The organism is Pseudomonas sp. LB3P31 (assembly GCF_054897945.1).
Window position 1 is genome coordinate 4128137 of the sequence record NZ_CM142710.1, and the last position, 24215, is coordinate 4152351.

The 24215-nt window shown below is 61.1% G+C and carries 21 protein-coding genes; 7 read left to right on the forward strand and 14 right to left on the reverse strand.

Features of this window, described 5'->3' with window-relative positions:
- Nucleotides 1-84: 84 nt before the first annotated feature.
- The 4 genes from ACYZTK_RS18755 to leuS form a co-directional block, all read right to left on the reverse strand.
- Nucleotides 85-1407, reverse strand: coding sequence for a lytic murein transglycosylase (locus ACYZTK_RS18755; RefSeq protein WP_462011212.1), 1323 nt, complete (start codon nt 1405-1407; stop codon nt 85-87).
- Between the two features lie 121 nt (nt 1408-1528).
- Complete coding sequence (gene holA, locus ACYZTK_RS18760; protein ID WP_462011213.1) at nt 1529-2566, reverse strand: DNA polymerase III subunit delta; 1038 nt, start codon at nt 2564-2566, stop codon at nt 1529-1531.
- A gap of 39 nt (nt 2567-2605) precedes the next feature.
- Nucleotides 2606-3211 carry an LPS-assembly lipoprotein LptE gene (locus ACYZTK_RS18765; RefSeq protein WP_462011214.1) on the reverse strand — a complete coding sequence of 202 codons (606 nt, stop codon included), beginning with the start codon at nt 3209-3211 and terminating at the stop codon, nt 2606-2608.
- 87 nt (nt 3212-3298) lie between these two features.
- Entirely contained in the window at nt 3299-5905 is a 2607-nt protein-coding gene (leuS, locus tag ACYZTK_RS18770; protein ID WP_462011215.1) for a leucine--tRNA ligase, read from the reverse strand.
- Between the two features lie 279 nt (nt 5906-6184).
- Between leuS and ACYZTK_RS18775 the strand changes: the two genes are divergently transcribed.
- Nucleotides 6185-6505 carry a hypothetical protein gene (locus ACYZTK_RS18775; protein ID WP_462011216.1) on the forward strand — a complete coding sequence of 107 codons (321 nt, stop codon included), beginning with the start codon at nt 6185-6187 and terminating at the stop codon, nt 6503-6505.
- A gap of 103 nt (nt 6506-6608) precedes the next feature.
- Nucleotides 6609-7388 carry a YdcF family protein gene (locus ACYZTK_RS18780; RefSeq protein WP_462011217.1) on the forward strand — a complete coding sequence of 260 codons (780 nt, stop codon included), beginning with the start codon at nt 6609-6611 and terminating at the stop codon, nt 7386-7388.
- Nucleotides 7389-7487: 99 nt separating this feature from the next.
- Here the strand turns inward: ACYZTK_RS18780 and lnt are convergent, their stop codons facing one another.
- The 5 genes from lnt to miaB form a co-directional block, all read right to left on the reverse strand.
- The gene (lnt, locus tag ACYZTK_RS18785; RefSeq protein WP_462011218.1) at nt 7488-9011 is read right to left on the reverse strand and encodes an apolipoprotein N-acyltransferase; all 1524 of its coding nucleotides are present in this window, start codon (nt 9009-9011) and stop codon (nt 7488-7490) included.
- An 8-nt stretch (nt 9012-9019) separates the two neighbouring features.
- Entirely contained in the window at nt 9020-9859 is an 840-nt protein-coding gene (locus ACYZTK_RS18790; RefSeq protein ID WP_045062079.1) for an HlyC/CorC family transporter, read from the reverse strand.
- Between the two features lie 5 nt (nt 9860-9864).
- Nucleotides 9865-10359, reverse strand: coding sequence for an rRNA maturation RNase YbeY (gene ybeY, locus ACYZTK_RS18795; protein WP_462011219.1), 495 nt, complete (start codon nt 10357-10359; stop codon nt 9865-9867).
- Nucleotides 10352-11350: a PhoH family protein gene (locus ACYZTK_RS18800; protein WP_462011220.1), complete on the reverse strand. Its 999-nt coding sequence runs from the start codon at nt 11348-11350 to the stop codon at nt 10352-10354. Before ACYZTK_RS18800 ends, ybeY begins: the two co-directional genes overlap by 8 nt.
- Before the next feature lie 206 nt (nt 11351-11556).
- A complete protein-coding gene (miaB, locus tag ACYZTK_RS18805; protein ID WP_462014930.1) occupies nt 11557-12885 on the reverse strand; it encodes a tRNA (N6-isopentenyl adenosine(37)-C2)-methylthiotransferase MiaB in 1329 nt (442 codons plus the stop codon).
- Between the two features lie 135 nt (nt 12886-13020).
- Between miaB and ACYZTK_RS18810 the strand changes: the two genes are divergently transcribed.
- A complete protein-coding gene (locus ACYZTK_RS18810; RefSeq protein WP_045062075.1) occupies nt 13021-13350 on the forward strand; it encodes a DUF1820 family protein in 330 nt (109 codons plus the stop codon).
- A gap of 138 nt (nt 13351-13488) precedes the next feature.
- Here ACYZTK_RS18810 and ACYZTK_RS18815 read toward each other — a convergent pair whose 3' ends face one another.
- From ACYZTK_RS18815 to ACYZTK_RS18830, 4 genes are all read right to left on the reverse strand, one after another.
- A complete protein-coding gene (locus ACYZTK_RS18815) occupies nt 13489-14037 on the reverse strand; it encodes a tetratricopeptide repeat protein (protein WP_462011221.1) in 549 nt (182 codons plus the stop codon).
- A 225-nt stretch (nt 14038-14262) separates the two neighbouring features.
- A complete protein-coding gene (hemL, locus tag ACYZTK_RS18820; protein WP_462011222.1) occupies nt 14263-15546 on the reverse strand; it encodes a glutamate-1-semialdehyde 2,1-aminomutase in 1284 nt (427 codons plus the stop codon).
- A gap of 22 nt (nt 15547-15568) precedes the next feature.
- Nucleotides 15569-16201, reverse strand: coding sequence for a thiamine phosphate synthase (gene thiE, locus ACYZTK_RS18825; RefSeq protein WP_462011223.1), 633 nt, complete (start codon nt 16199-16201; stop codon nt 15569-15571).
- Between the two features lie 32 nt (nt 16202-16233).
- Complete coding sequence (locus ACYZTK_RS18830) at nt 16234-17031, reverse strand: hydroxymethylpyrimidine/phosphomethylpyrimidine kinase (protein ID WP_462011224.1); 798 nt, start codon at nt 17029-17031, stop codon at nt 16234-16236.
- Between the two features lie 385 nt (nt 17032-17416).
- Here ACYZTK_RS18830 and ACYZTK_RS18835 point away from each other — a divergent pair, with 385 nt between their 5' ends.
- The 4 genes from ACYZTK_RS18835 to ACYZTK_RS18850 all read left to right on the forward strand — a co-directional run bounded on the left by ACYZTK_RS18835 (nt 17417) and on the right by ACYZTK_RS18850 (nt 23918).
- On the forward strand, nt 17417-19795 hold the full coding sequence (locus tag ACYZTK_RS18835) for a 7TM diverse intracellular signaling domain-containing protein (RefSeq protein WP_462011225.1): 2379 nt from the start codon (nt 17417-17419) through the stop codon (nt 19793-19795).
- 74 nt (nt 19796-19869) lie between these two features.
- Nucleotides 19870-21516 carry an acyl-CoA dehydrogenase family protein gene (locus ACYZTK_RS18840; RefSeq protein WP_462011226.1) on the forward strand — a complete coding sequence of 549 codons (1647 nt, stop codon included), beginning with the start codon at nt 19870-19872 and terminating at the stop codon, nt 21514-21516.
- 189 nt (nt 21517-21705) lie between these two features.
- On the forward strand, nt 21706-23205 hold the full coding sequence (amn, locus tag ACYZTK_RS18845; protein WP_462011227.1) for an AMP nucleosidase: 1500 nt from the start codon (nt 21706-21708) through the stop codon (nt 23203-23205).
- A gap of 146 nt (nt 23206-23351) precedes the next feature.
- Nucleotides 23352-23918 (forward strand): pseudouridine synthase, encoded by a 567-nt coding sequence (locus ACYZTK_RS18850; protein ID WP_462014931.1) that lies wholly within the window; start codon nt 23352-23354, stop codon nt 23916-23918.
- On the opposite strand, the gene ACYZTK_RS18855 is transcribed toward ACYZTK_RS18850, so the two are convergent.
- On the reverse strand, nt 23913-24122 hold the full coding sequence (locus ACYZTK_RS18855; protein WP_026077819.1) for a DUF2788 domain-containing protein: 210 nt from the start codon (nt 24120-24122) through the stop codon (nt 23913-23915). The genes ACYZTK_RS18850 and ACYZTK_RS18855 overlap by 6 nt on opposite strands.
- Nucleotides 24123-24215: the final 93 nt, after the last annotated feature.

Sequence of the window (24215 nt, forward strand, 5' to 3'; positions counted from 1 at the left end):
TGCGAAAAGATCGCAGCCTTCGGCAGCTCCTACAGGGTTTTGTGTACACCCGTAGGAGCTGCCGAAGGCTGCGATCTTTTGCTTTCAGCGGTTTCTCAGGCCTTCCAGCAACTTGTGCGTCGGATACCCATCCGCCGGCCAGCCGAACGACTGCTGCGCGCTGCGAATCGCCTTGCGGGTATTGGCGCCGATGATGCCGTCGGCCGTGCCCGCGTCATAGTTCTGCGCACTCAGCAGGCTTTGCAGTTCCATACGCTCGGTACGACTGAGCGGCATGTCATCTTTCGGCCAGGCACCACTGATCAGGCCGCCACCGCTGAAACGCTCCGACAACAGGCCTACCGCCAAGGCGTAGGACGACGAATTGTTGTATTTGAGAATCGCGCGGAAGTTGTCCAGCACCAGGAATGCCGGGCCACGGTAGCCGGCCGGCAACAGAAGGGCCGCGGACAGATGCTCCGAACCTGGCGGAACCTGGGCGCCATTAGGTAGCGTTACGCCCAACTGCTGCCACTCGGCGACAGTCTTGCGAATCGTGCCATCCGCCAGGACGTAATTGAAACCGCTTGGCAACTGCGCCTCAAAGCCCCAAGGCTGGCCTTTCTGCCAGCCGGAGCTTTGCAGGTAATGCGCGGTGGAAGCCAGCGCATCGGCGGAGCTGCCCCAGATGTCACGGCGCCCGTCGCCGTCGAAGTCCACGGCGTGGGTATTGTAGGTAGTCGGAATGAACTGGGTCTGGCCCATGGCGCCAGCCCAGGAACCCAGCATTTTCTCGGGCTCGATATCACCCTGTTGCAGGATCTGCAGCGCGGCGATCAGCTGCGCCTGAGCAAAACCCGGGCGGCGACCTTCGTAGGCCAGGGTCGCCAGGGAATTAATCACCGACTTGCTGCCCTGGAACTGCCCGAAGTTGCTTTCCATGCCCCAGACAGACACCAGTACCTGACGGTCAACCCCGTAGCGTTGCTCGATGCTTTGCAGGATGTCGGCGTACTCGTTGACCAATGCCTGGCCTTTGCGCACCCGCAGTGGCGACAGGGCGCCATCGAGGTATTCCCATACCGGGCGGGAAAATTCCGGCTGGCTGCGATCGGCACGAATGACGCTGGGGTCCAGGCTGACATTGGCGAAGGCGCGATCAAACAGGTCGGCACGGATACCGGCGGCCAGGGCTTCCTTACGGAAACCAGCCTGCCATTCGGCGAACGTCTGGGTCGGCTGCAGATCAAGATTTTCGCCGGTCGGAACCACCGGCGGAATCACCGCGGGGGCTGTAGCGACAGGGAGGGTCTGGAGCGGTTGAGCGTCGGCGGCGGTAGGTTTTTCCGCGCAGGCGACAAGCAGAACGAGGCTGGAGGCAGCTAGCAGCTGGCGCAGCGGCCAACGACGGGAAAGACTAAGGGGCATGCACAGGTCCAGGGAAAAACGAATCAGGTGCAGACCTTAACATGTTGAGCGGTCGGTTGCCTTTCAGGCCGCCAGAAAGTAAGGACCCGTAGGAGCTGCCGAAGGCTGCGATCTTTTGATCTTACTCCGCAGGCAACGACAATCTCTGCCCAGCCATCAACAACGACAACCGACTAAGACTCATCCACGGCGAGCCCGCAGCCTGGCCTTTGATCTGGGCGTCGATGCGTTGCGCTTCCAGCAACAACTGCGCCCAGCGTTGCGCTGAGTAGCGTTGCAGGGCTTTGCTCATCAGCGGTTTGCGCTTGTCCCAGACCGGTGGTCGGGCCGAGCTGAACGCCTTGTCCAGTGGCACGCCCTGGCTGTACTGCAGCGACAGGTTGGCCAGCAGGCGCAGTTCCCGGGCCAGGGCCCAGAGAATCACCGGCGGTTCGACGCCTTCCCCGCGCAGCCCTTCGAGCATCCGCAGAGCGTGGGCGGCCTCGCCGTTGAGAATCGCATCGGTCAGGCCGAACACGTCAAAACGCGCGCTGTCGGCCACCGCAGCTTGTACCGTCTCGACGGTGATCTGGCCACCCTCGGCCATCAGCTTGAGTTTTTCGATTTCCTGGGCTGCAGCCAGCAGGTTGCCTTCGACTCGTGCGGCAATCAGTTCGACTGCGTCCTGGCTGGCGGAGAGCCCGGCCTGAGACAGACGCTGACGAATCCAGCTCGGTAGCTGGTTGGCATCCACTGGCCAGATCTGCACGAATTGAGTCTGCTGGCCTTCGACCAGCGCCTTACCCCACTTGGTTTTCTGCGCGCTGCCATCGAGCTTGGGCAAGCTGATCAGCAACACAGTGTCTTCGGCGGGGCGCGAGCAATATTCGATAAACGCGGCAGCACCCTTGTCACCAGGTTTGCCGGACGGCAAGCGCAGCTCCAGCAAGCGCTTTTGCGCGAACAACGACATGCTGGCCCCGGCTTGCAGCAAAGTGCCCCAGTCGAAAGTGGCGTCGGCAGCGAATACCTGGCGTTCGTCGAAACCCTGTTGGCGGGCGGCGGCACGGATGGCGTCGGCGGCTTCCTGGCACAGCAACGGGTCGTCGCCGCTGATAATATAAACAGGCGCGAGCGCACCTTGCAGGTGTTTGGCGAGTTGGGCGGGGGCGAGTTTCATCGGTGAGGGCGAGCGGGGCGCCTGGGCGCCCCGCAGGTCTTACTGCTGCGGCAGTTCAATAGGCGACTGGCGCGGCGTTTCCGCCTCGGCTTTCTGTGCCGCTTCCAGTGCTGCGGCCTCAGCCTGGGCCTTGGCGTCAGCAGTCTGCTGCAGCTGGTCCAGCTGGGCAGGGGTGAGCTGTTGCAAGCGCAGCATCATGCGTTGCACCAGTTCACGACGGATTTGCTTGCGGGCATCTTCGGCTTCCAGCTCGGAACCCATGATGTTGTTGCCGTCGTGCATGAACACTTTCTGTACTTCGAGCTTGTCGCTCAGCAGTCCGCGGTCACGCTGACCTCGGATATCGTACTCCAGCACGGTGCTCAGCTGGTATTCGCCAGTGCGGCCGGCACCTGCGTAGCTGAGGGTTCGCTGGCTTTCCTGTTCGTTGGTCAACACCAGCTTGTACGGAGCGCCGGCGACAACCTTCACGCCGCTGCTTTCAAGCACCTGGCGCATCTGAGTCACGGTCGGGCCGTAGGCGTTGCGGGCGCTCAGGTCAAGTTCCTTGATCGCCAGTTCAGTGGTGCCGGTGCCACGCAGCTGGAAACCGCAGGCGCTCAACAGGACCGCCAGGCCCATCACCAGCAAATTGCGTTTGATCATCTTGTTGTTCCCCTTGAAACCAGGTGGGCCGACTGTGCGGCCCGAAAGGTTTTACTCGGCGCCAGGCTGACCTGGCGCCTGGTCCAATTAGCTGGCGACGATATTGACCAGTTTCCCGGGCACTACGATCACTTTACGAATAGTCAGGCCATCGACGAAGCGCAGCACGTTCTCGTTGGTACGGGCAGCCGCTTCGACTTCTTCGCGAGTCGCGCTGGCGGGCATTTCGATCTGGCCGCGCAGCTTGCCGTTGACCTGGATGACCAGCGTCAGACTGTCCTGCACCAGTGCGGTCTCGTCCAGCACCGGCCAGGCGGCGTCGATCACGGGATCCGCGTGACCCAGTTGATTCCACAACTCGTGGCTGATGTGCGGGGTGATCGGCGCCAGCAACAGCGTCACGGCTTCCAGACCTTCGTGTACCAGCGCGCGATCCTGTGCGGACGCTTGCGGGGCTTTTTCCAGCACGTTCATCAGTGTCATCACCTGGGCGATGGCGGTGTTGAATTTGTGGTTTTGGCCGACGTCGTGGCTCGCTTGCTTGATGGCCAGGTGGATCGAACGGCGAATGGTTTTCTGCTCGTCGTTCAGGCTGGCGACGTCCAGTGTGCCCGGCAGGCCCTGAGTGACGTGGGCTTGCGCCAGGCGCCAGACGCGCTTGAGGAAGCGGTGCGAACCTTCAACGCCGGAGTCAGACCATTCCGCGCTCATGTCAGGTGGCGAGGCGAACATCATGAACAGGCGGCAGGTATCTGCGCCGAACTGGTCAATCATCGACTGTGGGTCGACGCCGTTGTTCTTCGACTTGGCCATCTTCTCGGTGCCGCCGATCTCTACCGGCAAGCCGTCGGAGATCAGTTTGGCGCTGATGACCTTGGCTTTGCTGTCGCGTTCGAGTTCGACGTCTGCCGGGTTGAACCAGGTGTAGGCACCGTTGGCTTCGCGGCGATAGTAAGTCTCGGCGATCACCATGCCCTGGGTCAGCAGGTTCTTGAACGGCTCGTTGGAGCTCACCAGGCCTTCGTCGCGCATCAGCTTGTGGAAGAAGCGCGCATACAGCAGGTGAAGAATCGCGTGTTCGATGCCGCCGATGTACTGATCCACCGGCAACCAGTGGTCAGCCGCGGACTTTTCTACCAGGCCGCCTTCATAGTGTGGCGAGGCGTAGCGAGCGTAGTACCAGGACGACTCGACAAAGGTGTCCATGGTGTCGGTTTCACGCTTGGCAGGTTGGCCGCATTTCGGGCAGCTGCACTCGTAGAACTCGGGCATGCGCGCCAAAGGCGAACCTGCACCGTCCGGCACCACGTCTTCCGGCAGTACCACCGGCAATTGGTCTTCCGGCACCGGCACGTCACCGCAGGCAGTGCAGTGGACGATCGGGATCGGGCAGCCCCAGTAGCGCTGACGGCTGATGCCCCAGTCGCGCAGGCGGAACTGGGTGCGCGAGGCACCGAGGTTCTTCTTGATCAGCGCGACTTCGATCGCGTCGAAAGCACCCACGAAGTCCAGGCCGTCGAACTCGCCGGAGTTGATCAGCGAGCCGTGCTCGCCGTACGCGTCCTGCCAAGGCGCCGGGTTGGTGTCACCTGAACTGGTGCGCACCACGGACTTGATCGGCAGGTTGTACTTGGTGGCGAATTCGAAATCGCGCTCGTCATGGGCCGGAACAGCCATTACCGCGCCGTCGCCGTAGTGCATCAGCACGTAGTTGGCTACCCATACCGGGAGTTTCTCACCGGTAAGCGGGTGCTCGACGAACAGTGAGGTCGGCAGGCCTTTTTTCTCCTGGGTGGCGACGTCAGCTTCGGCGACGCTGCCGCCTTTGCATTCAGCGATGAACGCCTGTAGCTCAGGGTTGTTCTGTGCGGCCAGGGTCGCCAACGGGTGTTCGGCGGCCACGGCAACGTAGGTTGCGCCCATCAGGGTGTCCGGGCGGGTCGTGAAAACCTTCAGTGCGCCGCTCTCGCCGATCGAATCGACGTTGTACGGGAACTGCACTTCCATGCCGCGGGATTTGCCGATCCAGTTGCGTTGCATGGTCTTGACCTGTTCAGGCCAGCCAGTCAACTCGTCGAGGCTCTCCAGCAGCTCATCCGCGTAGGCGGTGATCTTGAAGTAGTACATCGGGATTTCGCGCTTTTCGATCAGCGCACCGGAGCGCCAGCCGCGGCCGTCGATCACCTGCTCGTTGGCCAGGACGGTCTGGTCGACCGGGTCCCAGTTCACGGTGCCGCTTTTCTTGTAGATCACGCCTTTTTCGAACAGGCGAGTGAACAGCCATTGTTCCCAGCGGTAGTAATCCGGCTTGCAGGTGGTCACTTCGCGGGACCAGTCCACCGCCAGGCCCAGGCTGCGCAGCTGGGTCTTCATGTAGGCGATGTTTTCGTAGGTCCACTTGGCGGGCGCTACGTTGTTCTTCATCGCGGCGTTTTCCGCCGGCATGCCGAAGGCGTCCCAACCCATGGGTTGCAGGACATTCTTGCCTTGCATGCGCTGGTAGCGGGAGATCACGTCGCCGATGGTGTAGTTGCGCACGTGCCCCATGTGTAGCTTGCCGCTAGGGTAAGGGAACATCGACAGGCAATAGAACGTCTCCTTGCCTGGCTGTTCACTGACTTCAAAGGACTTTTGCTCGTCCCAGAACGACTGGGCGGCGGCTTCGATTTCACGGGGCTGATATTGTTCGTGCATGGCTACTTTTGAACTGAATAGGGGTGGCCTAATCCTCTTCTCTGCAATGCTGGACAGTGAGCACGCCAAATCGGCGTTTCGTTGTCCAGGCGAGCTGGAAGTGGAGTTACAGGAAGCGCCGTAGCATACATGACCGCGCTCTACCGAGGGAAACCCTGATTGCACGCTGGCGCCGCCCGATTTGCCCCGCGAGGGCCGTTGGTCGCGGCGCTCAGCCGGTTTGTTGATGGAAGCTAAGCTCTAAATGGGGAGCAAGACTTATCTTCAATGAGGTGAGGGATGGTTGAGTCACAGCAAAAAGTCACAAAACCGCAGCTGTATGAACGACTGATCGACCGTCTGGGGATGGCTCTGGACGCCGCAAAAACCGCTGACCGGCTGCGCGATGAGCGCCCCCTCGAGTTGGAACTGCGTGGCCTCAGTCCCGCAGAGTTTGCGCTGGTAAAAGCGTACCTGGACCGCAGTGAACGTGAAACACACGGATGCTTGTCAGAGGCAGTGAAGCAGCTCGACGCACCACGTTCGGCCAAAATCATCTGGCTCAGGGACAAGGCACCTGGCAGGGACGCGGTAAAGGTCCGGTCACTGCAATTCAAATAAAGGCCCAGGCGAATTTCAGGCTTTGGTTGGAGTTTAGTCCTTTCGTTTTAGTTGTCGCATTGCGTCAACCCTCTTAGGCTTCGGGCATCTTTGGAGATGCTCGATGCCTTTTCGTTATTTTATGAAACAACTTCTACTGCCTCCCGGCATCCTTCTGCTCCTGCTGGCCCTTGGCTGGTGGCTGCGGCGCACCCGCCCGCGACTGGCCGGGCTGTGCTTTGCGCTGGGCCTGGGGGGCTTCTGGCTGATGAGCCTGCCGATCGTCGTGCAGTGGAGTGCCAACGCGCTGGAGCGTGTGCCGCCGCTGGGCCGTGAAGAGTGGGCGACACTCGGCCAGCGGGCCGATGCCATTGTGGTGCTGGGGTCTGGGCGCGAGCGCGGGGACTCGGCCTGGGGGGCGGATCAGCCGACGGGCATCGGTCTGGAGCGCGAACGTTATGCGGCGCGGCTGGCGAAGGCGTCGGGATTGCCGGTGCTGACCAGCGGCGGGTTGCACTACGGTACGCCGCCCTCCGAAGCCAAGTTGATGGCGGATTCGTTGCTCGACGATTTCGGCGTGGCTGTGCGCTGGCAGGAAGGGCTTAGCCGCACGACCTGGGAGAACGCACAAATGAGCGCGGATATGTTGCTGCCACAGGGGATCAAGCGCGTGGTGGTCGTGACCCAGGCTGCGCACATGCCCCGCTCGGTGTGGAGCTTCCAGAAAGCCGGGTTCGAAGTGGTGCCTGCGCCGGTCGGGTTTCTCGGTGGGGATAATGCGCGCCCGTTGGGTGGCTGGATGCCGGAGTTCAAGTCGATCTGGCAGAGCGGGCAGTTGATGAATGAGGCGGTGGGGCAGGTGGGGTATTGGTTGTTTTACCGAGGCGGTGCAGCAGCGGATTGATTTGTTGTTCGTCATGCCCTCATCGCGAGCAGGCTCGCTCCTACAAGGATCGGATGTACAACAAAGATCCAATGTGGGAGTGAGCCTGCTCGCGATGCTTTAAACGGTCTTGGCCATCCGGTTCGCCACCAGCGCCCAACCAAACAACAGCACGCAAACCATGATCAGCGGCCACGAACGCCATTGCAGATACGGGGTCAGGTTATGCATCGGCACCACCTCGCCGTACAGGATGCCGCGCTCAAACTGCGGGATCTGCGCAGTGATTTTGCCGAACGGGTTGATCAGGCCAGTAACGCCATTGTTGGTGGCACGAATCATCCAGCGCCCAGCCTCCAGCGCGCGCATCTGCGCCATCTGCAAGTGTTGCAGCGGGCCGATGGACGTACCGAACCAGGTGTCGTTGCTGATCGTCAGCAACAGGTCGCTGCGCGCCGACAGGTCGGCGGCGAAGTCTGGATAGACCACTTCGTAGCAGATGAACGGTGCGATCTGATAGCCCTTGGCTTGCAGCAGCGGCTGATCGGCCGGACCACGGGCAAAGTCGGACATCGGCAGGTCGAAAAATGCGATCAGGCCGCGCAGGATGTCCTGCAGCGGCACGTATTCGCCAAACGGCACCAGTTTTTGCTTAAGGTAGGTGCCGTCGCCTTCGCCAACCACGGTGATGCCGTTGTAAAAGCGTTTCTGGTGGTGGACTTCCTGACGAATCGGTACGCCGGTGATCAGCGCGGAATCACGATCGGCGGCGAACTTGCCCATCATGCTCAGGTAACCTTCGGCGGATTCCTTGAGCACCGGCACGGCGGTTTCCGGCCAGATCAGCAGATCGACCCGCTTGGAGCTCAGGCTCATGTCGCGATAGAGGGCGAGCTGTGCGTTGAGCTGCGCCGGGTCCCACTTCATGCTTTGTTCGATGTTGCCCTGGATCGCCGCGACAGTCAGCGGCGCACCTGACGGGCTGGTCCAGGCGTGCTCCTTGAGCGCGATGGCGGCCACCCACGGGCCGAGCAGCAGCAATGCACCGGCAGCGATGAAACCTTTGCGCTTTGTGTGCACCAGGCGTAAGCCGTTGTATATCAGCGCGGCGGTGAGGGCCAGGGTGAAGGAAATCAGCCACATGCCGCCCACGGGCGCGAGCCCGGCCAGAGGCCCGTCGAGCTGGCTGTAACCGGAGTAAAGCCAAGGGAAGCCGGTGAGAAACCAGCCACGGAAGGCTTCCTGGCCGACCCACAATGCGGCGAAAGCCAAGGCATCAGCCAGCGGCGCCTCATTGCGGCGCAGCCAGCGCGCCCAGATCCACGCCGGCAGGGCGAAGAACCAGGCTATGGCCGCGGTAAAGATCAGCATCAGGAAACCGGCCAGCAGCACCGAAGCGCCGCCGAAGTGGTGGATGCTGTAATAGATCCAGCTGGTACCGGCACCGAACAGGCCGAAACCGAAACACCAGCCACGGCCCAGGGCCTGACGGGGGCTCAGTTCACGCAAGCCGGCGTAGAAGAATCCGACCGCCAGTAACGCCAGCGGCCAGATATCGTAGGGCGCCAGCGCCAGGGTGGTGAGTGCACCGGCCGCCACGGCCAGCAGGTTACCGGGCCAGCCGGGGCGGGTTACGCGGAGCATGTCAGTCCTTAACGGGCAATAGGTGTCAGGCGCAGCAAGTGAATCCGACGGCTGTCGGCGTTCAGGATGCGGAAGCGATAGGGGCCGATTTCCGTGATTTCGTTGCGTTTAGGCAAGTGCCCGAACGCGCTCATCACCAGGCCACCGACGGTGTCGAACTCGTCGTCGGAAAATTCGCTGTCGAAGAACTCGTTGAAGTTCTCGATCGGCGTCAGGGCCTTGATCAGGAAGTCGCCGCTGGGCAGCGGCTTGATATAGCTGTCTTCCTCGACGTCGTGCTCGTCCTCGATATCGCCAACGATTTGTTCCAGCACGTCTTCGATGGTGACCAGGCCGGCGACGCCGCCATATTCGTCAATCACGATGGCCATGTGGTTGTGATTGGCGCGGAACTCGCGCAGCAGCACATTGAGGCGCTTGGACTCCGGCACGAAAGTGGCCGGGCGCAGCAGGTCCTTGATGTTGAAGCTGTCGCCGTTTTCCTTGAGGATCAACGGCAGCAAGTCCTTGGCCAGCAACACGCCCATCACGTCATCGTGGCTTTCGCCGATCACCGGATAACGGGAGTGAGCCGAGTCGACCACGGCGGGCAGGAACTCGCGGGGTGTCTGGGTCGCCTTGATGCTGATCATCTGCGAGCGCGGGACCATGATGTCCCGTACTTGCAGGTCAGCGACCTGGATGGCGCCTTCGACAATGGCCAGCGCTTCGCTGTCCAGCAACTTGTTCTGGTGTGCATCACGCAGGAGCTCAAGCAGCTCCTGGCGGTTTTTCGGCTCGTGGGCAAAAGCCTGGGTGAGCTTACCCAGCCATGACTTCTGCCCGTTGCTCGATCGATCTTCGCTCATAGCGATTACTCTGAATCCTTTGTTGTAACGATAGGGGATGTTTCTGACTCGTCGTCCGCATAAGGGTCCGGATGACCCAACTCAGCAAGCAACGTTCGTTCCAGCGCTTCCATCTCTTCGGCTTCGTCGTCATCTATATGGTCGTAACCCAGCAGATGCAAGCAGCCATGAATCACCAGATGCGCCCAATGGGCGTTTAGTTCCTTGCCTTGTTCAGCGGCCTCGCGCTCGACCACGGCGGCGCAGATCACCAGGTCGCCGAGCAGCGGGATGTCGAGGAACTCGTCCGGCACGTCCGCCGGGAACGACAGCACGTTGGTGGCATAGTCTTTGTGCCGCCAGGTGTGGTTGAGCTCGCGCGCCTCTTCCAGGTCGACCAGGCGAATGGTCATCTCGGAATCGGCGGTACGCTGGCGCAAGGCGAGCTCGCACCATTGGCGAAACTCGGCTTCGCTGGGGACGGACGCTTGGGTAGCCAGTTGCAGATCAAGCTCAAGCATCGCGGCGGCTGTCCTTCGGTGCTTCGTCGGCCACACGGTTTTCGAAGCGCTCGTAGGCTTCGACGATGCGCTGCACCAGCGGGTGGCGCACAACGTCCTTGGGCTTGAAGTGAGTGAAGCTGATGCCCGGCACGTCCTTGAGCACTTCGATCACGTGGTGCAGCCCGGACTTGGTGCCTTTGGGCAGGTCGACCTGGGTGATGTCACCGGTGATGACTGCTGTGGAGCCGAAGCCGATCCGGGTCAGGAACATTTTCATCTGCTCGACGGTGGTGTTCTGGCTTTCGTCGAGGATGATGAAGCTGTTGTTCAGCGTGCGACCGCGCATGTAGGCCAGCGGTGCCACTTCAATAACCTGGCGTTCGATCAGCTTGGCCACGTACTCGAAGCCGAGCATTTCGTAGAGCGCGTCGTAAAGCGGGCGCAGGTACGGGTCGATCTTCTGCGACAGGTCGCCAGGCAGGAAGCCGAGTTTTTCACCCGCTTCAACCGCCGGGCGGACCAGCAGGATGCGGCGAATCTGCTCGCGTTCCAGCGCATCTACCGCGCAGGCAACGGCCAGATAGGTCTTGCCGGTGCCGGCAGGGCCGATGCCGAAATTGATATCGTTACCGAGGATTTCCTTCACATAGCGCAACTGATTCAAGCCGCGAGGGCGAATCATGCCTTTCTTGGTGCGCAGGGCGACGGACGGCTCGGATACGTTGTCCATCTCTTCCACGGCAGATTCCTGCAGGAACAGGTGAACCGTATCCGGCGACAGCTCGGTACCCTTGGTTTCGCGGTACAGGCGGCGCAGGAGGTTTTCCGCGGAGGTGGTGTGTTTGGGGTCGCCGATCAGCTCGAACTGGTTTCCGCGATTGCGGATCTCGATGGTCAGGCGCTGTTCGATCAAGCGCAGATGCTCGTCGAATTGCCCGCACAGATTGGCGAAGCGCCGAGCCTCAAAGGGCTCGAGGATAAAACGATGTGGTTCGATGGGTGCGTTCAAGGTCGTATTTAGCCGCCCTGGGGCAATTAAGGTGAAATCAAGGATAACGCCAGAGGCGCGGGGGCGAAAGCTCTTAAATATCCCAAGGTCAATCACGGTCACTGTAGGAGTGAGCCTGCTCGCGATGGCGGCATGACAGACGACTGATAGGTTGAATGTCAGACCGTAATCGCGAGCAGGCTCACTCCTACAGGGGGGATGCGGTGTTACTGGATCAACGAGCCGCGCAGCGAGTGCGGTTGCGCCGCGTCGATGTGCACGTCGGCGAACTGCCCGATCAAGTTCGGATTGTCGCAGCGGAAGTTGACGATACGATTATTTTCGGTCCGGCCTTGCAGCTCGCCAGGGTCTTTTTTCGAATAATCGGTCACCAGGATCCGCTGGGTCGAGCCGACCATTTGTCGGCTGATCTCGAAACCCTGCTGATTCAGACGATGTTGCAGGGCGTTCAGGCGTTCCTTCTTCAATGCTTCAGGCGTTTCGTCGGCCAGGTCAGCTGCCGGTGTACCCGGGCGTTGGCTATAGACGAAGGAGTAGGAGAAGTCGAAACCGACGTCCTCGATCAGCTTCATGGTCTGCTCGAAATCTTTCTCGGTTTCGCCGGGGAAACCGACGATGAAGTCCGAACTGATGCAGATCCCCGGGACGGCCGCGCGCAACTTGCGCAGCTTGGATTTGTATTCAAGTGCAGTGTGATTACGCTTCATCGCCGAAAGAATCCGGTCCGAGCCCGATTGCACCGGCAGGTGCAGGTGTTTCACCAGTTGCGGCACATCGGCGTGGGCCTGGATCAGACTGTCGGAAAACTCCAGCGGGTGCGAGGTGGTGTAGCGAATCCGGTCGATGCCATCGACTGCGGCGACCACCCGGATCAGCTCGGCCAGGTCGGCGAGGCGCCCGTCGTGGGTGGTCCCGCGATAACCGTTGACGTTCTGACCCAGCAGCGTCACTTCACGCACGCCGTTTTCGGCAAGGTGGATGATTTCGGCAAGCACGTCGTCGAACGGGCGGCTGACTTCTTCGCCACGGGTGTAGGGCACCACGCAGAAGGTGCAGTACTTGCTGCAGCCTTCCATGACCGACACATAGGCGCTCGGGCCGTCGATGCGCGGCTCGGGCAGGTGGTCGAATTTTTCGATTTCCGGGAACGAGACGTCGACCTGCGGCAGCTTGGTGGCGCGCGCGGCGTCGATCATTTCCGGCAGGCGGTGCAGGGTCTGCGGGCCGAACACCACGTCGACATAGGGCGCGCGATCACGGATGGCCGCGCCTTCCTGGCTGGCCACGCAACCGCCGACGGCGATCACCATGTCCGGGTTGGCCAGTTTCAGTTCGCGCCAGCGGCCGAGCTGCGAGTACACCCGGTCCTGGGCGCGCTCGCGGATGGAGCAGGTGTTGAGCAGGATCACGTCGGCGTCTTCAGCGCGAGCGGTGACTTCCAGGGCCTGATGTTCACCCAGCAAGTCGACCATGCGCGAGCTGTCGTACTCGTTCATCTGGCAACCGTGGGTTTCGATGTAAAGCTTCTTGGCCATGGACAGAGTCATCACGTGATTCAAAGAACCGCGCATTATAGGGAACATGTCCCCAGGTTCCTACCGCTGTGCGTCCGGTGGCTATGCTATAGTTCGCGCCCTCATTTTTATCCCCCGATGTGTTGCTCGCCCACCATGACCAAACGTGAAGCTCCAATCTACAAGGTGATTTTCCTCAACCAGGGCCAGGTGTACGAAATGTATGCCAAGCAGATCTATCAAAGTGATCTGTGGGGCTTCCTGGAAGTGGAAGAATTCGTCTTTGGCGAGCGCACGCAAGTGGTCGTCGATCCGAGCGAAGAGAAGCTGAAGGCTCAGTTCGAGGGCGTGGTGCGCAGTTTTGTGCCGATGCATTCGATCGTGCGCATCGATGAAGTCGAACGCCTGGGCACCCCGAAAATCAGCGAAGCCCGCGGCGCGGTCGGCAATGTGATGCCGTTCCCGATGCCGATGCCTGACAAGTAGGACTCTGAAACCGAGTCGCTCCATTCGCGAGCAAGCCCGCTCCCACAATGATCTCTGTGAACACACGATTTGTGAACACCAGAGATAACTGTGGGAGCGGGCTTGCTCGCGAAGGGGCCAAGAAGGGCAGCGCAATAATCAGGGTAGCGGTGAGAAAGGCGTACGCCCATCCGCGCTTTGCAATTCCATCAAATATTTACGGAATATCTGCCCCAGCACCTGGGTAGCCACTTCCAGCTCTTCACGCGGCATCTTCTCAGCCACTTCGTCAGCGGTATCCAGCGCATCTTCTGCGCCATTGACCGCTGCCATCTTCAGCACGATATACGCCTGAACATTGTTGGCCGGCACACCTTCGCCGTGGAAGAACATGGTGCCGAGTTTGAATTGCGCCTGGGCATGGCCTTGCAGCGAAGCTTTTTCGAAATAGCCCAGGGCTTGATTGAGGTCGCGCGGAGCATTCTTGCCGTCGTAGTAGAACTCACCCAACTCGTATTGCGCCTGTGCATCCCCTTCATCCGAGGCTTTCTGGCAGGCAGCGAGCGCCTGGGCCAGGTCCTGCGGCTGAGTATTGAGGGTGCAGCGACCCATCGCTGGGATTAACAACGAGTTGCCGCCTGCTTGTACAAGCAAGGGCTGAAGGAGCAACAGGCAGCCCAGTGCAAGGGCGCGGCCGGTGCGGTTCATGGGAATCGACTTACCTCTGAAGGGCGCGCGGACCCATCGAGGGGATCCAATAAGCGCGCATTATGAAATAAGCAGGGCCATCCTTACAAAGTCTTTACTCGTTTTTCTGCTGCGAGGGAAATATATAACCCACTTTGCGGGAAATTCCTGGCAGCTGAACAGGGAAAAGGGCGCGGATGTAGGAGAAAGCTGACGCTGGCAATCGCCAACGTCAGCGGCACAGCTTTATTTCAAGGCGGCGAACGCACGCTCGGCGGCGTCCAGCGTCAGTTGCAACTCGGCGTCGCCATGGGCGATCGAGGTGAAGCCGGCCTCGAATGCGCTCGGTGCCAGGTACACGCCACCTTCGAGCATCAGGTGGAAGAAGCGCCCGAACAGCTTGGCATCGCTGGCCATCACATCGTCGAAGGTCACGATGTCGTCGGCACCACTGAAGTACAGGCCGAACATGCCGCCCGCCTGGGTAGTAACGAACGGGATGCCAGCGGCATCGGCGCGCTGTTGCAGGCCGTCGAGCAGGCGGCTGGTGTAGTCAGTCAGCTCGTCGTGGAAGCCGGGACGGCTGATCAGGCGCAGCGTAGTCAGGCCTGCAGCCATTGCCAGCGGGTTACCCGACAGCGTACCGGCCTGGTAGACCGGACCCAGTGGCGCGATGTGCGACATGATTTCGCGCTTGCCGCCGAAGCAGCCAACCGGCATGCCGCCACCGATGATCTTGCCGAAGGTGGTCAGGTCCGGGGTGACGCCGTAGTGAGCTTGTGCGCCGCCCAGAGCAACCCGGAAACCGGTCATCACTTCGTCGAAAATCAGCACCACGCCATGCTTGTCGCACAAGGTCCGCAGGCCTTCGAGGAAGCCCGGAGCCGGAGGGACGCAGTTCATGTTGCCGGCGACTGGCTCGACAATGATGCATGCCACTTCCCCGCCAACTTCGGCGAGCATGGTTTCTACCGCTTCGATGTCGTTGAACGGCAGGGTCAGCGTGTGTTTGGCGAACGCCGCCGGCACACCCGCCGAACTCGGGACGCCCTGGGTCAGGGCGCCGGAACCGGCCTTGACCAGCAGGCTGTCGGAGTGACCGTGGTAGCAGCCTTCAAACTTGATGATGCTGTCGCGACCGGTGAACCCACGGGCCAGGCGAATGGCGCTCATGGTCGCTTCGGTGCCGGAACTGACCATGCGCACCATCTCCATCGACGGCACGAGCGAGCAGACCAGGTCTGCCATCTGCGTTTCCATCTCGGTCGGCGCGCCGTAGGACAAACCGTGCTCCAGCTGCTTGCGTACCGCGTCCAGCACGTCGGGATGGCTGTGGCCGAGGATCATCGGGCCCCAGGAACCGACGTAATCCACGTAGCGCTTGTCGTCTTCGTCAGTGACGTAGGCGCCGGCAGCATGTTTGAAAAACAGCGGTGTACCGCCAACGCTCTTGAACGCGCGCACTGGCGAGTTCACGCCACCGGGAATGTGTTTCTGGGCATTGGCAAACAGGGTTTCGGAACGAGACATGATCGGACTCTCAAATCAGATTTTAAGCAACTTTAATAGACAGCAGTTCGTTGAATGCGCGGGCGCGGCGTGTCACTTCAGCCGTGCTTTCGGCGCCGAACAGGCCGTGAATCACTGCCAGCAGGTCGACCCCGTGGGCCACCAGTGGTGCGGCGTTTTCCAACGTGATGCCGCCGATCGCACAGATCGGCAGGTGCAATTTGCTGCGTGCCTGGTCCAGCAGTTCGAGGCCGCAGGTCGGGGCGCCTGGTTTGGTGCTGGAGTTGAAGAAGCGGCCAAAGGCCACGTAACTGGCGCCCTCTTTGGCGGCCTGTTCGGCCAGGTCGAGTTGGGCGTGGCAGGTCGAGCCGATGATTGCCTGGCGGCCCAGCAAGGCGCGGGCCGGGGTCAGCGGGCCGTCGGTCTGGCCGAGGTGTACGCCAACGTTCAGGCGCGCCGCCAGCTCGGCATCATCATTGATGATCAGCCGGGTGTTGTAGCGCGCGCAAAGATCGCGCAGGGCCTCGGCCTCGCGCAGGCGGCGGGCCTCATCGCTGCTCTTGTCGCGGTATTGCAGCAGGGTAACGCCGCCTTCCAGCGCCGCCTCTACGTACGACAGGAATTTACCGGCCAGCAACTGACTGTCGGTAATGGCGTAAAGGCCACGTAGTTTCATCGGACAAGCCTCGGCGCATCACTAATGGGAGGTTACGAACAGAAATCCAGCGGCAGGCGGCGTGGCACAAATTGACCTTTACCCAGCTGCTCCGCATCACGCAGGGTGCGCCACGTATAGTTAAGCGCGGTCTGTACGGCGCTGACGAGGTTTTCCCCCAGGGCCAGACGACCGGCCAGGGCGCTTGCCAGCGTGCAACCGGAACCGTGATAGCTGCCGGGCAAACGCTGGCAGGTGAAGGTTTCGCGGCGACCGTCGCGGGTGTACAGACGATTGTGAATTTCCAGCTCGTCGCCGTGACCGCCAGTGATCAACAGGTGCTTGACGTAGGGCAGGAGTTTTTCCGCGCACTGGTCGGCGGTGCCTTCGGGCAGTTCGGCGAGGATGCGCGCTTCTGGCAGGTTGGGGGTGGCAATGATCGCCAGGGGCAGCAGGCGTTCGCGCATGGCGTAGCCGACTTCGTCCTTGCCCAGTCGTCCGCCGCCGCCGGCGCGCAGTACCGGGTCGCAGACCATCGGCAAATGCGGATGCGCCTTCAGCAGTTCGACCACGGTGTCGACCATTTCCAGCGAGCCGAGCATGCCCAGCTTGACGGCGGCAACTTCGGAATCGTTGAGCACGGCATTGGCTTGGGCCAGCACCCACTCACGGTCGAGCACGCGGAAATCAGTGACGTTGACCGTGTCCTGCACAGTCAGCGCGGTGACGGCCGGAGCCGCATGACAACCCTGGGCGAGCAGGGCTTCGATATCTGCCTGCAAGCCGGCGCCACCACTGGGGTCGTGGCCGGAGAGACAGAGGACAACGGGGCGAGAGCTGTAGATATTCATGGTGCGCGAGCTTACCACCAGTGCCTCGATTCATGACAGTGGACTGTGGAGTCGCTGACGCCCGCTGTAGGAGTGAGCCTGCTCGCGATGCAGGCGCCGATGGATGCCAGGTGAACCGCGTTATCGTTCATCGCGAGCAGGCTCACTCCTACAGTGGGCCAGTCGTGACAAGTGGGTCGATGGGGCCCAACCGCTCTATCTCAATGCATAGCGCTGGAACGCCCGTAATAGAGCCTTCGGATGAAAATTTTCAATGGTGTTCATTGGCCATCAACGGCTATGCTAGAGTGGATCCAAACCAATAACAGGTAATACCGGTTTTACGTCTACTCAAAAGGAATGAGGGGCTTCCTGAGATAACCGGACCGGCCACGCTGGGGCTTAGATGCGCTATTTGCTGATGTTGCTGCTCTGCTTGCCCCTTTTGGCGAGCGCAATCGAGTTCGATGAGTCCACGCAAAGCCTGCCGTTGGGCCGAGCCCTGCAAGTGTTCGAAGATGCGAGTGGACGGGCGACCATCGCCGATGTCCAGGCGCAGGCCGCTGCCGGAAAATTCAAACCTCACGATAAAACCACCCTCAACGCCGGTTATTCGCGATCAGCGTTCTGGCTGAAGATCGACCTTCATTACGTCCCGAAGAATCCTGCGGCGCAACGCACCTGGCTGCTGGAACTGGCCTATCCGCCCCTCGACCATCTTGATCTATACCTGCCTGATTCCGGCGGAGACTACGAGCTGGTGCGCCAGACCGGCGATGCCTTGCCTTTCGCCACCCGGGAAATTCGCCAGAACAACTACCTGTTCGACCTGAATTTCACTCCAAACCAGGCGCAAACCCTGTACCTGCGCCTGCAAAGCGAGGGGTCGATCCAGGCCCCGGTGACGTTGTGGTCGAGTACCGCGTTCCTCGAAGAGCAACCGCTGCGCCTTTACGTGCTGGGGCTGATCTATGGCGTGTTGCTGGGGATGCTGGTTTACAACCTGTTCATCTACCTCAGCGTGCGCGACACCAGCTACCTCTATTACATCGTCTATATCGCCTCGTTTGGCTTGTACCAACTGTCGGTGAACGGTGCGGCCGTACAGTATTTCTGGCCGAACAATCCCTGGTGGGCCAACGCCGCTACTCCATTCTTCATTGGCTGTGCCGGATTGTTTGGCAGTCAGTTCGCCCGCAGTTTCCTGCAGACGGCCACCCTCAGTCGCTGGCTCGATCGCTTGCTGCTGGCACTGGTGGCGTTTGGCGCCGTGGTCATCGGCCTGTCATTGATGGCCAGCTACGCCCTGGCATTGCGCTTGGCAACGGCGCTGGCGCTGACCTTCACCGTGGTGATCTTTGCCGCAGGGATCTTTGCCTGGATGCGCGGCTTGCGCGTGGCGCGCTACTTCATCATTGCCTGGTCGGCCTTTTTGCTCGGCGGCATCATCAACACGCTGATGGTCCTGGGTTACCTGCCGAACGTGTTCCTGACCATGTATTCCAGCCAGATCGGTTCGGCCATCGAAGTGGCGCTGCTGTCCCTGGCCCTGGCCGACCGTATTAACGCCATGCGCGAGCAGCAGGCGCAAACCCTGTTCGATGCCGGGCAGAAGCTCGAAGTGCTGAACCAGCAACTGGCCCATAGCAACCAGCTCAAGGACGAGTTCCTCGCCACCCTGACCCACGAGCTGCGCACGCCGATGAACGGCGTCATTGGTTCGCTGGAACTGATGCAAACCGTCGACATGGATCCGGAGCTGGAGCAATACCAGCAAACGGCGGCGGGTTCGGCCCGGGACATGATGCGTATGGTCAACGGCATCCTTACCCTGACCGAGTTGCAGGCCGGCAAGCTCACGGTCAACGCGACCTCGTTCAGTTTGCGCAGCGTGATCGAGGCCTTGCGCGTGCAGTTCGAGGTCAATGCACTGAGCAAGTCGCTGGACTTCAAGGTCGACATAACGCCTGGGCTGCCTGATCGCCTGCACGGTGATAGCGCCAAGCTGGCGCAGTGCCTGGAATGCCTGCTGGACAATGCGATCAAGTTCACCCGGGTGGGCGGACTGGCGCTGCGGGTCACCGGCAAACCCGCGCAACCCGGACGAATGGCGCTGTGCTTTGCGGTGATCGATACCGGAATCGGTTTCACCGACTTGGGTGAGGCGACGATGTATCAGCGCTTCTTCCAGCTGGATGGCTCCATGACCCGCGAATACGGCGGGCTGGGTGTGGGCCTGGCGATATGCCGACAGCTGGTCGAGCTGCTGGGCGGGCGCCTGACCCACCGCTCCGAGCCAGGTCGCGGCAGTCGCTTCCAGCTCGATGTCGAGTTTGCCTTGCCGCTGCTGGAATCGGCGCCAAGAACTGCGCGGCAATACTCGCGACTGCGTCAGCCGCGAGATTGCATGGTGCTCCTGGTGGATGAAAACACCGTCAACCAGTTGGTCATTCGTGGCATGTTGCTTAAGCTCGGGTATCAGGTGCGCACGGCCGACAGTGGTGCGGCGGCGTTCGATTACCTGCAGCGTGAAGCGTTTGATGCGGTATTGATCGATTGCCAGTTGCCGCCACTCAACGGCGACTCGCTCAGCAGCCAGATCCGCACATTGGCGGGGTGCGACGAGTTGCCGGTGTTCATTATCGCCTTGAACATTGATCGGGAGCACTGCAGCGGCGTTACCTTCATCGATTACTTAAGTAAACCGGTTAGATTCGAGGATTTGCAGGCGGCCCTGCAGCGTCGTGTGCTGGGTTTCGAGCAGGGCGAAAGCGCCGCCAATTAGGCAGATATGACGCTTCTTTAGCTCGCGGGGCGGTGCTTAACTGAAAAACCCTTGGCCGACCAAAGGAGCCCGTCATGAACCTGCATCAGTTCGCCGAAACCCACGAAGTGACCAACCAGCCACCGTCGCTGGATGGCGCCAACCTGTACCGTCTCGATCTGCCGCTGCAGGAATGGTCCCGGCGTTTTGGTGCCGGCTGGGCCGAATCGCGCATCGACGCCTACGGTGCATTGGCCGGTGGGCCGCTGATGGCAGCCGGGTTCCTTGCCAACGAGAACAAACCGGTATTTTCCAGCCACGATCGCTACGGTCATCGCATCGACCTGGTGGAATTCCACCCGGCCTATCATGAGCTGATGCGCACGGCGGTCGAGCACGGCCTGACTTCTTTGCCCTGGGCGCATCCGCAGCCAGGTGCGCACGTCGCCCGTGCCTCGATGACCTATCTGCACAGCCAGGCCGAAGCCGGTAGCGGCTGCCCGTTGACCATGACTTTCGCCAGCGTGCCCGCCTTGCGCCTGCAACCGGACCTGGCCGAGGCCTGGCTGCCGAAGATTCTCGCCACTGAATATGACCCACGCAACATCGGCATGGCGCACAAGGCCGGGGTCACGATTGGCATGGCCATGACCGAGAAACAGGGCGGCACCGATGTCCGGGCCAATACCACCAGGGCTTATCCGGTCGGCGCCAGCGGGCCGGGCCAGGCCTACGAATTGGTGGGACACAAATGGTTCTGCTCGGCGCCGATGTGCGATGCCTTCCTGACCCTGGCCCAGACTGACAAGGGTCTGACCTGTTTCCTGCTGCCGCGTCACCGCCCCGACGACACGCGCAACCAATTCTACATTCAGCGTCTGAAGAACAAGTTGGGCAACTGCTCCAACGCCTCCAGCGAAGTCGAGTTTCGCGGAGCGCTGGCGTGGATGGTTGGCGAAGAGGGGCGCGGCGTGCCGACCATCATCGAAATGGTCGCCATGACGCGCTTTGATTGCATGGTCGGCTCCAGTTCGCTGATGCGCCAGGCCCTCACTCAAGCCAGTCACCACTGCGCACACCGCAGCGTTGGCGGCAGGCTGTTGGGCGAGCAACCCTTGATGCAGAACGTCCTGGCCGACCTGGCCCTGGAGAGCGAAGCGGCCCTAGCCTTGAGCCTGCGCATGGGCCGCGCGCTGGATCAGCTGGACGACGACCATGAGGCGAAGTACGCCCGGCTGGTGACCGCTGTGGGCAAATACTGGATCTGCAAGCGCGCGCCGGCGATGATCAACGAAGCTGCCGAGTGCATGGGTGGCGCGGGGTATGTCGAGGACAGCATCCTGCCGCGTTTGTACCGTGAGGCACCGGTGAACTCGACCTGGGAAGGCTCCGGCAACGTGCAGTGCCTGGACGTGCTGCGGGCGTTGTCGAAGGAACCGGGTGTGCTCGATGTGCTGTTCAGCGAATTGGGCGATGGCCACGGCGACAGGCGTCTGGCTACACATATCCGGCAGTTGCAGGCGGCGTTCAAGGATACGGGCGACATTCAATACCGCGCCCGGCAGCTCACCGAGGACATCGCTCTGGGCTTGCAGGCCAAGCTGTTGCTGGAGGCGGGGAACAGCGCAGTCAGCGATGCATTCATCGCCAGCCGCCTGGGTTCGGCCGGTCGAGTATATGGCGCGTTGCCGCGTGGGCTAGATGTGCAAGCGATTGTTGCCCGCTCAACCCCGAATGTTTGAATACCACCGATACCACTGTCGGACAAATTCCTGTAGGAGTGAGCCTGCTCGCGATAGCAATCTATCCATGTACATTATTTGAGCCTGACGCACCGCAATCGCGAGCAGGCTCACTCCTACAGGGAATCCGGTGTTCTTCCAGCAATTGTGTACTGGCCACTGTTCCCGTGAAGCGACGATGCAGGCAAGATGAAGGTCTGCAAGTCAGAACACAGGATGCTGATCGTGACCGAAGCTTTTATTGTCGTTCAAACCGCCGAGCAAGCCGTGGACCGGCTTGCGCTCTTGCACGAACGTGCAACCACTGCGCTGAACCAGGCGCTCAAGCGTTACCTCAAGGATCGTATCGAACCGGACGCCGAACAGCGTGCGATGTTTCGTTATCCTGAGCTGCGTCTGACCTATCAATGCCAGGGCGAAGTCCCGCAGACCACCCGCGCCTACGCCAAGGTGCAGTTGCCGGGGACCTACAGCGTCACCGTCACCCACCCTGCGGCCTTTCGCAAGTATCTGCTGGAACAACTCGTGCCGTTGATGCATGACTTCACCGTGACCGTGGAAGTCGGCGTCAGCCAGCAGAATATCCCGTATCCCTATGTGGTCGAGCAGGGCGATGAGCTGGCCGGTTCCGGGGTGACGGCTGCGGTGCTGGCGCGGGTGTTCCCGAGTACCGACCTGTCCGCCGCCACCGACGGCATCGCCGATGGCCTGTACGATTGGGAAAACACCGATCCCTTACCCCTGGCCCTGTTCGACGCCGCGCGGGTGGATTTCTCCCTGCGGCGCCTGGTGCACTACACCGGCAGCGACTGGCGTCATGTGCAGCCATGGATCCTGCTGACCAACTACCACCGTTACGTCGACCAGTTCATCGTGCATGGCCTGGAGCAATTGCGCAGTGACCCGCGTTTCGTGCGCATGGTGCTGCCGGGCAACGTGATCATCGAAAAGAGCATGGATCACGGCGAGGCGTCGGCGATTGCCGCAGGCGTGGTGTGGCACCGCTACCAGATGCCGGCCTATCACCTGATCGCCAGCGATGGCCATGGCGTGACCCTGGTGAACATTGGCGTCGGCCCGTCCAACGCCAAGAACATCACCGATCACCTGGCGGTATTGCGCCCGCATTGCTGGCTGATGATCGGCCACTGTGGTGGCCTACGTCAGTCCCAGACCATTGGCGACTACGTGCTGGCCCACGCCTACATGCGTCGCGACGGCATTCTCGACCGGGTTGTGCCACCGAATATCCCGATTCCGGCCCTGGCTGAAGTACAAATGGCCTTGCAGCAAGCGGCGGCGAACATCACCGGCGAGAAGGGCGACGAGCTGAAGAAGCGTCTGCGCACCGGCACCGTGCTGACCTACGACGACCGTAACTGGGAATTGCGCTGGGCCCAGGAGCGTCCGCTGATCAACCTGTCCCGCGCCGTGGCGGTGGACATGGAAAGCGGCACTATCGCCGCACAGGGTTATCGTTTGCGGGTGCCGTACGGCACATTGCTGTGCGTCTCGGACAAACCGCTGCACAGCGAAATCAAGCTGCCGGGTTCGGCCAACGCCTTCTACGAGCGCGCGGTCAGCCAGCACTTGAAAATCGGCATCGAGGCGGTGGACCTGTTGCGCACCGAACTCAACTCGTTGCACTCGCGCAAACTGCGCAGCTTTGACGAGCCGCCGTTCCGCTGACAGTTCTCATGGTCATTTGGCGGTCAGGGCACTAGCATTAGCAGCCCTGACCGTTAGATGTTCTCTTCGCCATGTCTCGTCCTCCACGTCCTGCTTCTCGCCATCCGGGTACAAAACCCGCGCCATCCGCTGCGGCTCCGCGCCGGGTGGCCAAGGCGCCTCCGGCTGAACCCAAGTTGATCCTGTTCAACAAACCGTTTGATGTGCTGACTCAATTCAGCGACGGCGAAGGGCGGGCGACACTCAAGGATTACATCGAGATTCCTGGGATCTACCCGGCCGGACGGCTGGACCGCGACAGCGAGGGCCTGCTGTTGCTGACCAATGACGGGCAGCTGCAGGCACGGATCGCCGACCCCAGACACAAGCTGGCCAAGACTTATTGGGTGCAGGTGGAAGGTGAGCCGAGTGCCGAGCAGCTGCAACGCCTGCGCGATGGCGTCGAGCTCAATGATGGCATGACCTTGCCCGCCGAGGCGCGGCAGCTGGAAGAACCAGAGCTTTGGCCACGCAACCCGCCGGTGCGCTTTCGCAAAAGCGTGCCGACCAGCTGGCTGGAACTGGTGATTCGCGAAGGGCGCAACCGCCAGGTGCGGCGCATGACCGCTGCGGTCGGGTTACCGACCTTGCGCCTGGTGCGGGTCAGAATCGGCGACTGGACGATCGAAGGGCTCGATCAAGGCCAGTGGAAGGAAGTGCCGGCGCGTTTATAAGGCGCCGGATTCGATCAGGCCGATCACCACGCTCTTGATGATGAACGCGGCGACGCCCAGGCCCAGTACGAAGAACAGAATCATCGAGCCAAAGCGCCCGGCCTTGGACTTCTTCGCCAGATCCCAGACGATGAAACCCATGAATATGATCAGGATGCTGACCAGTCCGGTCATCATCCACTCTTCGAATACTGCAGGATCCATCGAACATCTCCGGCGTGGGCGGGGCTGAAAGTGCGGGGGGGGCGATTATACGTCATGGGGAATGGCGGGGTATTGACCTATGTCGGGGGCTGT